Origin of the sequence: Acidicapsa dinghuensis (assembly GCF_025685685.1) — a bacterium.
In the GTDB taxonomy this organism is placed as follows: Bacteria; Acidobacteriota; Terriglobia; order Terriglobales; family Acidobacteriaceae; genus Acidicapsa; species Acidicapsa dinghuensis.
In genome coordinates this window covers 431156-443769 of record NZ_JAGSYH010000004.1, presented here as the reverse complement: position 1 = coordinate 443769, position 12614 = coordinate 431156, and the positions used below count along the sequence as shown (strand labels likewise).

10 protein-coding genes are annotated in these 12614 nt (G+C 55.4%); 6 read left to right on the top strand and 4 right to left on the bottom strand.

From position 1 onward, the window contains the following. Window positions 1-240 precede the first annotated feature (240 nt). Together OHL22_RS12680 and OHL22_RS12675 are read left to right on the top strand one after the other, a co-directional pair. A complete protein-coding gene (locus OHL22_RS12680) occupies window positions 241-1809 on the top strand; it encodes a porin (RefSeq protein WP_263337756.1) in 1569 nt (522 codons plus the stop codon). A 236-nt stretch (window positions 1810-2045) separates the two neighbouring features. After that, window positions 2046-3380, top strand: a complete 1335-nt coding sequence (locus tag OHL22_RS12675; protein WP_263337751.1) for a hypothetical protein — start codon at window positions 2046-2048, stop codon at window positions 3378-3380. A 10-nt stretch (window positions 3381-3390) separates the two neighbouring features. Here the strand turns inward: OHL22_RS12675 and OHL22_RS12670 are convergent, their stop codons facing one another. Together OHL22_RS12670 and OHL22_RS12665 are read right to left on the bottom strand one after the other, a co-directional pair. Then, window positions 3391-5859, bottom strand: a complete 2469-nt coding sequence (locus OHL22_RS12670) for an ABC transporter permease (protein ID WP_263337748.1) — start codon at window positions 5857-5859, stop codon at window positions 3391-3393. A gap of 186 nt (window positions 5860-6045) precedes the next feature. Then, entirely contained in the window at window positions 6046-6621 is a 576-nt protein-coding gene (locus tag OHL22_RS12665; protein WP_263337746.1) for a glutathione peroxidase, read from the bottom strand. Window positions 6622-6813: 192 nt separating this feature from the next. Between OHL22_RS12665 and OHL22_RS12660 the strand changes: the two genes are divergently transcribed. From OHL22_RS12660 to rfbD, 4 genes are all read left to right on the top strand, one after another. Beyond that, window positions 6814-7305: a MogA/MoaB family molybdenum cofactor biosynthesis protein gene (locus tag OHL22_RS12660; protein WP_263337744.1), complete on the top strand. Its 492-nt coding sequence runs from the start codon at window positions 6814-6816 to the stop codon at window positions 7303-7305. A 210-nt stretch (window positions 7306-7515) separates the two neighbouring features. Then, the gene (rfbA, locus tag OHL22_RS12655; protein ID WP_263337742.1) at window positions 7516-8409 is read left to right on the top strand and encodes a glucose-1-phosphate thymidylyltransferase RfbA; all 894 of its coding nucleotides are present in this window, start codon (window positions 7516-7518) and stop codon (window positions 8407-8409) included. After that, entirely contained in the window at window positions 8406-8951 is a 546-nt protein-coding gene (gene rfbC, locus OHL22_RS12650) for a dTDP-4-dehydrorhamnose 3,5-epimerase (RefSeq protein ID WP_263337739.1), read from the top strand. Before rfbA ends, rfbC begins: the two co-directional genes overlap by 4 nt. Beyond that, window positions 8951-9838 (top strand): dTDP-4-dehydrorhamnose reductase, encoded by an 888-nt coding sequence (gene rfbD / locus OHL22_RS12645; RefSeq protein ID WP_263337736.1) that lies wholly within the window; start codon window positions 8951-8953, stop codon window positions 9836-9838. The genes rfbC and rfbD overlap by 1 nt, the downstream gene beginning before the upstream one ends. On the opposite strand, the gene OHL22_RS12640 is transcribed toward rfbD, so the two are convergent. Both OHL22_RS12640 and OHL22_RS12635 read right to left on the bottom strand, forming a co-directional pair. Then, window positions 9835-11256, bottom strand: a complete 1422-nt coding sequence (locus tag OHL22_RS12640; protein ID WP_263337734.1) for a hypothetical protein — start codon at window positions 11254-11256, stop codon at window positions 9835-9837. The two genes, rfbD and OHL22_RS12640, sit on opposite strands and share 4 nt — an antisense overlap. Before the next feature lie 214 nt (window positions 11257-11470). Further along, window positions 11471-12529: a glycosyltransferase family 2 protein gene (locus tag OHL22_RS12635; protein ID WP_263337732.1), complete on the bottom strand. Its 1059-nt coding sequence runs from the start codon at window positions 12527-12529 to the stop codon at window positions 11471-11473. Window positions 12530-12614: the final 85 nt, after the last annotated feature.

Sequence of the window (12614 nt, the reverse complement as noted above, 5' to 3'; positions counted from 1 at the left end):
GAAACGCACGTCATGCAGCTTTACCGCGGTGCAAGATCAGGTGCTCAGCGGAAGAGAGTTTTCCGGGGTGAGCCGGAGAGAGAGTGTTGTTCCTTGAAGCCGGGATTATTGAGAGGTCTTTTTTTATCTGGTTTGATCGTGATTTTTGCCGCAGGTGCGATTTCATTAAGGGGGCAAACCAAAGCTGATGGGAGTGGGAAGGCAGATGAGGCCGCCGCAGATGTCTCGGCATCGAGTGAGTTGCCGGCGTTAACGGATGGGAGTGATAGGTCGGTTCCAACCGCTCCTTTTTTCAAGCCAACGGATGGCTTTTTTACGCGATGGGGGAAGGCTTATTTAGCGGACTGGACGGGAACAGCGCCGAGCGATCCGAATGCACCGCAACGACGCGGGACGCCGGCCCCAATCAGCTCTCCACCGTTTCCCGCGTCGGATTATCCGATTGGTGGAACGCAGGTAATTGGCGCTCCTGACACGCAAACTTACATGCTGCAGCAGGCGATCGATAAAGACCCTGTGCATTTGAGCAAGGTCAAGTGGTATGGATGGATTTCGGTTGGGGCGAATGGCTCGACGAACAACCGTGGCAATGCAGGCAAGGGGATTCCCGCGAATCTGCCATCGGCATACGACGAGTTTCCTAATATGGTCGTTCTGGATCAGTTGGCCCTTTACACAGAGAAGCTTGCTAATACAGTGCAGCGGGATCATTTCGACTGGGGATTCCGGATCACGAACCTTTACGGACAGGATTACCGGTTCACCACCAGTCATGGCATTTTCAGCCAGCAGTTGCTGGTGAAGAATGCGCAGTATGGATATGATCCAGTGATGTTTTACGTGGATCTGTATTTCCCGAAACTTGGGCAGGGGTCGGATCTGCGCATCGGGCGCTACATCTCGCTACCGGATATCGAAGCACAGCTTGCTCCTAACAACTACACCTATTCGCACTCGATTTTGTATACGTATGACTGCTATACGCAGTTGGGCGCAAACCTGACGACGAAGATAGACGATCACTGGACGATCCAGGCGGGTATTTCCCCGGGGTGCGATACTGCTCCGTGGACCACGGACGCCAAAGTCACGGGGAACGGATGCCTTGTATACACATGGCACAACGGTGGAGACGCACTGAATACATGCGCCAATAGCATCAATGATGCGAAATACGCCTATAACAATCTTTCGGCGTACTACGAGACCTGGTATCACAAGATCAACGAGCACTGGCACACGGACACTGAGGCCTGGTATCAGTACATGCGGGATACGCCCAATATGTACTGGTACAACACGGGTGTTCCGAATGGTCCGCTGTCGATGTTTCAATCGCCGACTCCATGGCCTGAACACAACGGAGCCGGATCTACTTTGAACTTCGGCGCTGTTTGCGAAGATCCACGGTTGCCGGCATCGCAGCAGTCGGCACGCTGCCTTGCGAATGAGTGGGCGGTCACCAACTATGTCGAGCATGATTTCTGGAATCACCGGGCGTCGCTCAACATCCGGAATGAAGTTGTGGATGATATGAAGGGACAGCGCACTGGAACTCCAGGAGTGTTTGAGGAGCACATGGTGGGCTTCGATTTCTGGACGGGATCGACAGTGACGTTCCGGCCTGAGCTGAGCTATACGCACAGCTACAGTCCATATGGATTGAGGGCTCTGGATATCAATCCGGGGGCGAGCGTGGCGGCTCTCTCGAATTTGACTGTTGGCGAAACGGCGCAGCAAGCGATGCGGGCTATCGGCGCCAAGACTCAGTCGCTTACGCTCGCTGCCGACCTGATCTGGCATTTCTAGCGAAAGCCGGACTGCCCATCACACGAAAGTACCAGAGTTAATATCACTTAGGCGTTGAGGATTGTATTACTGAGAGGTATTCTGAATAAGCCAAGAAAGAATGCAGCTCGCACTGGCAACCGGCAATTGACGGCGATGCGTCGTTAAAGAGCCGGTTGTAGTGTCTTCGGGCTTAGAAATATAGAAAGGCGCTAAGGGCACCTGGCCGGTTGCCTGGGCGTGATGGCGAAGCTGGTATGAAGCCATTGAGCGAAGGGTTGAAGATCGTAAGCCCGGAGAACGTTGAGTTTTCCAAGAGATCACCTGTGCGCTCTGGAGACGCTTCGCAGGAACCTGAAGGCAATCCCGAGCAATTGATGGAATTGCTGGGCGATATGGACAACCTGAAGGTTGAGATTCAGGAGAGAATTCGTCGAATGGAGGCGGTCAAGCAGGCAAAGTCCGTGCTGCTGGAAGATGCTGTGCGAACCGAAGCGCTTAGTAAGAAGCTTGCCCAGTTTGGGAAGGTTATGAGTGGAGCACAGTTGGGGTTTCTGGCGGGATTGGAAGAGGGGCTGGAACTTGGGCCGCCGCGTATTCCGCCACGGGAAGAGCGCGGCGATATCGACGCACTCTCCATGGCTAGAGCGACAGTCGAGAGCATAGCGCTTCCGTGGCCTAAGCCCGACGATATCGAAAAGGGAGATGACGAGACGGTTCCAAGCAGGGCAGATTCCGTTTCCGATGCCGCCGCGGGTGAGCGTGCGGTACATTTTGTGGCGCCTGCCGAGTTGGACGGGCGTTTTGCGGAGCTTTCTGCGCGTATCTCTGGGGCGGAGAACTCGTGGCAAAGTCAGCGGGATGAGTTTGAGCAAATCGCCTCAGCGGTACAGGGCCGTCTGGAGAGCATCCAGCAGAGCGTAGCGGAGTTTGAGAGACAGGAGCAAACAGATCGCCAGGAGTTGCAGGCTCTTCAAGAGGTTGTGCGGCAGGCGATTGAAGCGCTGGAAGATCGCATAGCTCACGCAGAGGAGAGTTTGCGGCGATCGGAGCACGCAGAGATAGAAGCCAGGAAGCTGCTGGAGGAGTCAACGGCGCAGTTGCACCAGGCTCTCGAGTCTGGGAGGGAATCGACAGCGAAGATTCTGGCTGCGGAGGCATCCTCAAAATCTGCGATGGAATCGGCTGCGCAGCGGGTGCACGAGGCAGAGCTGTTCTGGAAGCAGCGAGATAACTCGACCCTTGACTCAAAGAAACAGCTTGACCAGGCGACGTTTGCACTGACCCAGGCGCATGCGAAGGAAGAGTCGGCGACTGCGGATCTCATATCGGCCCGGCAGGAGCTGATGACTGCTTATCAATTCGCGGCCGTGGCAGCGCAGCGCAGATTGGACGCTTCGGAGTTTTTCCGGAAGGCGGCTTTCTGGGCAGTGCTTGGAACGGCATTTTCCTGGATCGGAATGGTTTGGACGGCCTGGTTCTCTGTTCGCGGATGGCTGCCGGTGTGGGCGCCGGCTGCTGCGACACTGATAATCGTCGCGCTTGCAGTTTCGTTCAGCAAGCGACGTAAGCAGGAAGCTCAGGGCGATTAGCGGTCCCGGCTTACGAGTTGCGCAATGTGCGTGCTGGATCGACTGTAGCGGCGCGCAAGGCGGGGATAAGGCTTGCCATTGACGAGACTGCGATTAGAAGCAGGCTCATTCCAAGAAAAGTCAGAGGGTCCAGAGGCTTCACGCCGTAGAGCAAACCAGCCATGGTTTTCGTAAGAGCCGTGGCAGTGAAGAGTCCGGCACCTAGGCCCAGCGACACCATCGTGAGTCCACGAGACAACATAAGGCTAAGGATGCTGGCTCGCGGCGCGCCGAGGGCCATGCGCAGTCCCAACTCCGGTGTACGCAACGCGACCATGTAGCTGAGCGCCGCGTAGAGGCCTAGTCCTGTGAGGGCGAGTGCAATGAAGGCGAAGGCGGTCAGCAGAGTAGTCTGAAATCGCTGCTGGGCTGTGGTGCGAGCCAGATCTTCGCGATAGCTCTGAAAACGATAGACGGGTAGGGTTCGGTCCATCCGCGCTACTTCTGCACGAACTAAGTTGTAATAACGGCTGGGATCTCCTGATATGCGAAGTGCGATGTTCGGTGTAGCAACCGGAGCCTGCTCAAATGGAATGTAGTATTCGGGCCGGTCTGCTTCGGTGGGGCTGGCGCGCTTGACATTACCGACGACGCCAACGATTTCTCGTGCGGGCGGTGTATCACCGATGCCGAGGCCGGAAGTCATGTGCTGGCCGATGGGATTTGCACCGGGAAAGAAGCGGCGTGCGAAGGCTTCATTGACAATGACGACGGGTCGTCCGTTGGCGTTATTTTCTGATTCAAGGAAGAAGCGGCCTTGTTTGAGAGGAATGCGGAGCGCCTGGAAATAGTTCAGCTCAACTAATGAGACACGTGCGCTTGGTTCTTCTCCCGCAGGCGTAGGACGGCCTGCGATGGTGAAGGAGATGTTGATATCCCCTTGCGTGAGAGGCAGCGGGAAAGCAGCGGTGGCGGCCTTGACACCTTGAAGAGATTGCAGGCGAGCAAGGAGTTCATGAATGAACTGGCCTTGTTTTTCAAGACTCATGTGTCGTGTCGGGATAGAAATACGGAAAGAAAGCATCTGGTCCGGGTCGAAGCCGGGATCGATGCGAAGAGTACGATCGAAGCTGCGAATCAACAGGCCGGCAGCAATCAGCAGGACGAGCCCTACGGCTGTCTGGGTTACGACGAGCACGCTTTGCAGGCGGAAGTGACGGCGTCCAGCAAAGCCACCGCGTGCCACATCTCCGAGGGATTGTGCTGGGTCCTGACGCGAGGCCTGCCACGCAGGAAGAACACCGAAGAGTGTGCCGGTGAGTAAGGACACACCAATCGCGAAGAGAAAGACTTCGGAATTCGCGGAGATTTCGGAGGCGCGTGGCAGATTGGCCGGTAGAAACGCCGGTAGAAATCTAAGAACAACGGAGGTGATGGCGAGACCGATGAAGCCGCCGGCGAGTGCCAGCGTGAGCGATTCCATCATGAGTTGACGAAGGATCGTTACTCTGGATGCGCCGATGGCGGAGCGGATCGCAAATTCATTACGACGCAAGCTGGTGCGGGTCAAGAGTAGTCCAGCGACATTGGCGCAGACTATGAGAAGCAGGCAAGCTACCGCGGAGAACAGAATACGGAGCGGAGTTTGGACGTTGCCGACGAGATCCTGCAACTGTGGCACGACGCTGACGGAGGTCTCTTTCGCGTTGTTATCTGGATAGCGGGCTGCCAGTTGCTGCGCAATGGTATCCATGTCGGCTTTTGCCTGTGAGGCTGTGATGCCGGGACGCAGACGGCCGACGATGGAGAGTTGATTGTAACCGCGTTGCTGCATCGAGGGATTCGAGCCTTCAGCGTCGCGTCCGGTATTGAGCCAGAGTGCTGCGGGATTATTCGATACTGGGAAACTGAAGCCAGCAGGCATGACACCGATGACGGTGCACTGTGCGTCATTGAGCAGGATAGTGCGACCAACGATGGAGGGATCGGCAGAAAAGTTGGTACGCCAGAAATCGTAGCTGAGGACGACGGTTCGTGTGCCGGCCTGCTCATCGGCGGGTTGAAAGTCGCGGCCAAGTTGCGGCAGGACGCCGAGAGTTGCAAAGAAACCCGCAGACGCTTCGGCACCGTTGATGCGTTGCGCTGAAACACCGGATCGTGCTGCGAAGACCAAGCCTCCAGTCTGGTAGGCGGCCATAGAAGAGAAGCTCTTATTCAAGCTGCGCCAGTCATAGAAATTGGGATAAGAGGTGTCGTTGGGCACGACGCCTGCACCACGGCTGTTGTCCGGGCTGTCGACTCGTTCGAGTGTTTGTAGCGAGATCAGCTTGTCCGCTTCGGGAAAAGGCAGTGGGCGCAGTAAAACTGCATCGACAAGGCTGAAGATGGTGGTAGTGGCAGCGATGCCCAGAGCGATGGTTGCGATGACGATTGTGGCAAAACCAGACGAACGGCGAAGCTGGCGCAACGCAAAACGCAGATCATAGAGGACGGCTTGCACATTTTCCTCCCGGCACGCACAAACGATTGCTGCAAGTAGAAGCCCTCGTTTGCGCTTGCAGAATCAGAGACTTATGGTGCGCAAGCGAGGATTTCTGTTCAGAAACGAAAAGCCTCTGTCCATTTTGAGACAGAGGCTTTAGAGATCAATCAAAGAAATTGACGTTGTGTTGAGGGGATCGAAAAATCAGTGGGATAGTGCTGATTCTATCGCAGAGATCACTTCTGGCGAATCTGGAGTCACCTTGGGCTCAAAACGAGCGACCGGGTTCCCGTTGCGGTCGAAGAGGAACTTGGTGAAGTTCCATTGGATTTCGCCGCCGAATTTGGGGTCTTCCTCTGTGCTGGTGAGGAACTGGTAGAGCGGGGTCTTGTCATCTCCTTTTACAGAGAGCTTGGACATCATTGGGAAAGAAACGTTGTATTTGCGGGTGCAGAAGGTCTTGATTTCCTCGTTGGTTCCTGGTTCCTGACCGGCGAAATTGTTGGCTGGAACGCCGACGATGACCAAGCCGCGATTCTTGTACTTTTCATAGACAGATTCGAGCGCCGTGTACTGCGGAGTGAATCCGCAGCGGCTGGCTACGTTGACCAGCAGGACAACTTTGCCGTGATAACCGGAAAGCGGAGTAGGCTGCCCATCGATGGATTTGAGCGTGAAGTCGTAGATGCTTTTGGGAGCAGCAGAGGCGGCTATAGCGCAGGATAGGGCGAGAGACGCGGCAAACTGAAAAACGCGGCGAGTGGGAAGTGAGATTCGCATGATGTCTCCGTGAGTGGGTGGGTGTTGATGGATGGGGAAGAGGTTTGCGCAGAATTCAGATTGCTATGTACCGGCGATGATAACGGATTTTTGGTTGACCTCAAGAAGATGGGAGACTGATCAGAAAAGTTACAGCAGACGAAACATTCGATTGCAGCGTCCAGAGAGGAGGATCAATTAGGATGAGTGGGTATGGCGGGGATTGCCGTGGTGACCATTTCGGATCGATGCGCTGGGGGCATGCGGGAAGATAGATCCGGACCTGCGGTGGCGACGCTCTTGCAGCAGCTTTGGCCGGACGAGACTATTGGGCGGGGGCTGGTTCCTGACGACGAAGAAGCCATCGTAACTTTACTGAGTGAACTATGCCATCAGGAATACCAATTGGTGGTGACGGTAGGCGGCACGGGATTGGGACCGAGGGACATTACGCCCGAAGCGACACGCAGGGTAATTGAGCGGGAGGTTCCGGGATTGCCGGAAGCGATGCGGACTTTTTGCGCACCATCCTATAAATTTGCGTGGTTGAGCCGTGCCATTGCAGGGTTGAAGGGAAAGACTTTAATTGTGAATGTGCCGGGAAGCGAAAATGGTGCGAAAGAAAGCGTGCAGGCGATTTTGCCGCTACTGAGTCATGCCCTGGAGATCACCTCTGGTGGCACGGAACATCCCAAGAGGGGATAGGCAATCACTCGACTGGTGAGGTGATGGCACGAAAGAAGAATGGTTGCTCCAGAGGGATCTGGATACTCTTGGTTTGTAACCGGATCAGTTTTCGGGGGAGGGCTGGTTCGGGTTGCAACCGGGGAGCCCAGGCTTTGGAGATAAGTCCTGGGCTCTCGGTGTGTATGGGCGCTTTGGCTTCAAGTGATTCCTAAAAGGAATGAGGAAACGATGAAGGGAATTCTTCTCGCCGGAGGTTCGGCGACGCGGCTGTATCCGGTAACACATGTTATTTCGAAGCAGCTGTTGCCGGTGTACGACAAGCCCATGATTTACTATCCGCTTTCGGCTCTGATGCTGGCGGGTATTCAGGAAGTTCTGATCATTTCGACACCGCGCGATACGCCGAGTTTTCAGGCGTTGCTGGGAGACGGCAACCAGTGGGGGATGAAGCTAAGCTATGCGGTGCAGCCCAAGCCTGAGGGGCTGGCGCAGGCGTTCGTCATCGGCCGTGAGTTTATCGGCAATGACAATTGCGCGCTGGTGCTGGGGGACAACATCTTTCACGGACAGACGCTGGGGAATCTGTTATCTGCTGCGGCGAAACGCAGCGAGGGAGCGACGGTGTTTGCTTATCCGGTGACCGATCCTGAGCGTTATGGTGTGGTGGAGTTCGGTTCGGATGGCCGCGCAATCAGCATTGAAGAGAAGCCGGCAAAACCGAAGTCGCGTTATGCGGTGACAGGTATTTATTTCTATGACTCCTCGGTTGTGGAAGTGGCTGCGGGGTTGAAGCCTTCGCCGCGCGGGGAACTCGAGATCACTGATGTAAACCGGCACTATCTGAATGCAGGCACATTGCACGTCGAAGTAATGGGGCGCGGCATGGCATGGCTCGACACCGGCACGCACGACTCGCTGTTTGAGGCGGGTCTATTTATCAAGACCATTGAGCAACGGCAGGGATTGAAGGTTGCCTGCCCGGAAGAGATTGCGTACCGGCGTGGATGGATCGACGCCGAGCGGCTGAAAGAGCTTGGCAGCCGTGCGCAAAAGAGCGGTTACGGAGAGTATGTCTTGTCATTGCTGAATGAGCCGTTTGTGCAAGGTGGTGGATTGCTGTGAATGTAATCGAGACATCGCTGCCTGGCGTGATCGTGATTGAACCGCGCGTATTTCGCGATGATCGCGGATATTTTTTCGAGACATTTAACCTGGCGAAGATAGTGGAGTTTGGGCTTCCTAACCAGTGGAAGCAGGACAACTTTTCTGTATCGAAGAAGAATGTGATTCGCGGCATTCATTATCAGATTGGCGAGCCGCAGGGGAAACTGGTGCGTGTGGCATCAGGCGCGGTGCTGGATGTGATTGTGGATCTGCGTAAAAGCTCGCCGACATTTGGCAAACACACAACTGTCGAACTCAGTGCTGACAATCTGCGGATGGTATGGATTCCGGTTGGTTTCGGGCATGGGTTCGCCGCGCTTACGGATAATGTTGGTTTGAGTTACAAGGTGACGGATTATTACTCGCCGAAGGCAGAACGCACAGTGTTGTGGAATGATCCGGCGTTGGAGATTGACTGGCATGTCGGGCCAGAAGACGCGATTCTTTCGGTGAAGGATCAGGCAGGGTTGCGGTTGGCCGATGCTGAGGTTTTTGACTGATGCCGCGAATTTTGTTGCTCGGGGCTGGTGGTCAGTTAGGTAAGCTGCTGGAGCGAAAGCTGCAGGCCGGGTCAGAATTGATTGCTCTGACACATGCTCAACTTGATCTGGCGGATGCGGATGCTGTGCGCGAAGCAGTACGTACGAGCCAGCCGGAGATTCTGATCAATGCCGCGGCTTACACGGCGGTGGATCGCGCGGAGCAGGAGCAGGATCTTGCGCATCGCGTAAATGCGATCGCTCCTGGCGTGATGGCTCAGGAGATGGCTGCGCTTGGCGGATGGCTCATTCATTATTCGACGGATTATGTCTTTGATGGATCCGGAACGAAGCCGTGGGTTGAGACAGATGAGACTGGTCCGCTGAATGTGTATGGGCAATCGAAGCTGGATGGCGAGAAGGCGATTGCCGATGCACGAGGGCAGCACATCATTCTGCGCACGAGCTGGGTGTACGCGGCCGAGGGCAAGAACTTTCTGCATACGATGTTGCGATTGGGCAGGGAGCGTAGCGTGCTGAAGGTGGTTGATGATCAGATTGGCGCACCAACGACTGCCGAGGCCCTCACGGATGCAACTGCGGCAGCGTTGCGGACGATAGCGAAAGCGGATGTCGATGCCCACGAGATCATCGGGACGTATCACCTAAGCTGTGCTGGAGAGACAAGCTGGTGCGGATTTGCGAAAGCGATCTTTGCGGAGTTTGCATCGCGTCAGGCTGCGCCTGAAGTAGTGCCTATTCCGACAGAGGCGTTTCCTACGCCTGCGCAGCGCCCGCGCAACAGCCGATTGTGCTGCGACAAGTTTGCGGGCAAGTTCGGCTATCGGATGCCGGAATGGCGTGACGCGCTGCACAACATAAGCGCAACCCTGCTTGCGACAAACTAACGCCGCGTGTTCTGGCTGCCTTTCCAGATGCGAGTACCCGCTGCAGCGCGTCGCCGTTGATATTCGGTTTCGAGCTTCGCGTCCGATCCAGACCAGATGGTCATGCCTCCGATGACGAGCATGAGTGGAAGCAGGATCGACCAGTTGAGCAAACTGTCGATTGCCGAGAGAAGGATTGCGGCTGAAAGCGTGTGGCGCATATTGGTGTAACCAATATCGGAGCGGGCGAGGGGAAACCAGACGGCGCGCAGGACTGGGATTAGGAGCAGGGTCTCTAACGAGATGAGGCCAACGCTGCCATACATGCCGAAGACGAGCAGCCAGAGGCTCCAGGGGCGCTGATAGCCGTTGTCCCACCAATTCCACTGGCCATATCCAAGAATGGGTTCCTGCAACGCAGTTTCTATATGGCTGTCGTCTTCCCGGAGACGCCATCCGAGCGATCCCTTGCCGATGTGTCTGAGATAGCGATCCAGGCTGTGGACTGCTGGGTTTTCTTTAACCAGATCCTGCCATGAAGCAATGTCGGACAGACGAAATGCAGCGAAGGCGAGAATGCACACGATTAGCGCAATGCTATAGCTGCGCGAGAGATGACGCGGATCGACGAAGACAAATGGAGTGAGAGCCAGGAGAAGAATAATGGCTCCGGTGGACTGGCAGAGGATTGTTACTACGAAAAGGGAAGCGGCGACGATGGGGATCGGGATGCCCAGGATGGATTGCGCGGTGCGGCGACGCCAGAGCCAGAGCGCAATAAGCGATGCGGTAGCCATCCAGATGCCGAGCTGATTGCCGTTTTCAAGGAAGACGATGGGGCGGAAGCCGATGAAGCGTTTGGCTCCGTTCCATTGAAATGGAAGGTAGCCGTAGACCCACTCATACATGTGCGGGCCGATGATGAACTCGAAGATACAGAATGGAATGTAGGCAAGTCCGCCAATCACGAAGGCTTTCGCGACCAGGCGCAGCGACTGAGTGTCTGTGAAATAGAGCCGGCCAATGAGATATGGGCTGCCCCAGGCGAGCAGTTGATAGCATTCGCCAACCCAGGCTTCCGCACCACTGTCTGGGTTAGCTATGCCTGAGAGAAAGGGTGCAATGAGCCACATGCCCATCGCCAGATCCCAGACGGTGAGGCGAAACCTCTTGAGGCTTGGGCGGTCGAAGATGAAAAGTCCGAGCAGCGCTGTGAAGCCGATAATAGTGGCTTTGGTTATGAAGTAATCCGATTCAAGGCTACTGCCTGTGAACCAGTAGGGGAACAAAGCGTCTGTTCGCGGATAGTTTGCAACCGGAAGGACTGCCCAACCGCCAATGAAGTTGATGAGAATGGCGATCCGCACCGGGAGTAGCCGGTACGCAATGAGACATAGAGGTATCCAGGCGATCAGGGCTGCAAGAGGGGGAATAATCATGAGCGATTCCTGCCATCACCGTGCCATCGAGGGGTTGTCTCGACAGGGTTCATCTTAAAGCACAACATGAAGTTATGGTTGTCTTATTCGATTCGTTTTCACCGACGTGCTGATTTGGTACCGGATCATACATCCTATCGCTTGCGGCTTGCTTCGTGGCGTGGATACAGGGTTGTATCAAAACGAAAGGGAAGCGGCCTCAGATGTGGAGGCATCAGTCCAGTGTCCATGGGCGCGGTGGGGATATGCGACCGCCGTTGGTGTCCTGCCAGGCCTGAAGCATCAAGCGCGACAGCTTGCGATTGATCTGGACTTTGTCTTTGCTTTCCTGGCTGGAGCTAAAGCTATTTCGGAGAGCGATGAGCTTGTAGAGGAGCAACTCAAGCATTTTGGCGCGCCATGCTGTCGAGCCATGATGCTTGCGGTAGTAAAGTAAAGTGCTGCGCATGCGCCAGCGGGTCAGTTGTGCTCCTACATGAGACATTTCGAAAGAATTCATCTGGCGTGAAGATTCGCCGCCAATGTGAATGATCTCGATGTCCGGCCAGTACATAATGTTGAAGCCTGCATTCTTGATTCTGCGGCAGAGATCGACTTCTTCAGAGTAGAGAAAGAAATCAGGGTCGAAGAAGCCCACCTGTCTTAAGGCGTCGGCGCGGATGATGGAAAAGGCTCCAGGTACCCAGTCGACTTGGGCGGGTTCGGTGGGATCGGCCCAGGTGCGATCGCTGTAGCCGAAAAACCGCGAGTCGCGGAAACGATGCGCCAGTCCGGACATAGCGAGGAAATCTGATCGGAGGCTTGGGAACATGCGCGCCGAGGGCTGCCATGAAGAATCGCGGCTCATCAGGCGCCCGCCGGCAAGCCCGACTTTGGGAGCATTTTCCATGTGCTGGAACGCGAGCCTCAGGGCATCCGGACGAAGAAACGCGTCGGAGTTTAACAGGACGATGTATTTTCCACGTGCTTGTTTGAGCGCGAGATTATTTGCCGCGCCGAAGCCGAGGTTAACAGCACTGGATAACGCAAGCACGAAGGGGAACTCGGAATGGACCATCTCGACGGAGCCGTCGCGAGAGTTGTTATCCACGACGAAAACTTCGATTTTGAGATTGCCGGTTTCCTGCACTACGGTCTGCAGAGACTGGCGCAGGACGTCCCGGGTATTGAAGGAGACGATGACGATCGAAATATCGAATAATGCCGCGCGATCGGGGTATCCCGGCCGAGGTGCTGCAATATCTGTACTGGCAATACTTTCTGTATCAAACATGCATCGTTAATCCCGAAGTGGTTCGTCCCGTCGAAGCCTTCGTAAGGCATCGATGGGAATTGCTTGAATCGCTTCCGTGATGACT

Bases quoted from the DNA above. Each gene is read 5' to 3' on its own strand.
- OHL22_RS12675 (WP_263337751.1), top strand. From the start codon at position 2,046: ATGAAGCCATTGAGCGAAGGGTTGAAGATCGTAAGCCCGGAGAACGTT.
- OHL22_RS12665 (WP_263337746.1), bottom strand. From the start codon at position 6,621: ATGCGAATCTCACTTCCCACTCGCCGCGTTTTTCAGTTTGCCGCGTCT.
- OHL22_RS12660 (WP_263337744.1), top strand. From the start codon at position 6,814: ATGGCGGGGATTGCCGTGGTGACCATTTCGGATCGATGCGCTGGGGGC.
- rfbA (WP_263337742.1), top strand. From the start codon at position 7,516: ATGAAGGGAATTCTTCTCGCCGGAGGTTCGGCGACGCGGCTGTATCCG.
- rfbD (WP_263337736.1), top strand. From the start codon at position 8,951: ATGCCGCGAATTTTGTTGCTCGGGGCTGGTGGTCAGTTAGGTAAGCTG.
- OHL22_RS12640 (WP_263337734.1), bottom strand. From the start codon at position 11,256: ATGATTATTCCCCCTCTTGCAGCCCTGATCGCCTGGATACCTCTATGT.
- OHL22_RS12635 (WP_263337732.1), bottom strand. From the start codon at position 12,529: ATGTTTGATACAGAAAGTATTGCCAGTACAGATATTGCAGCACCTCGG.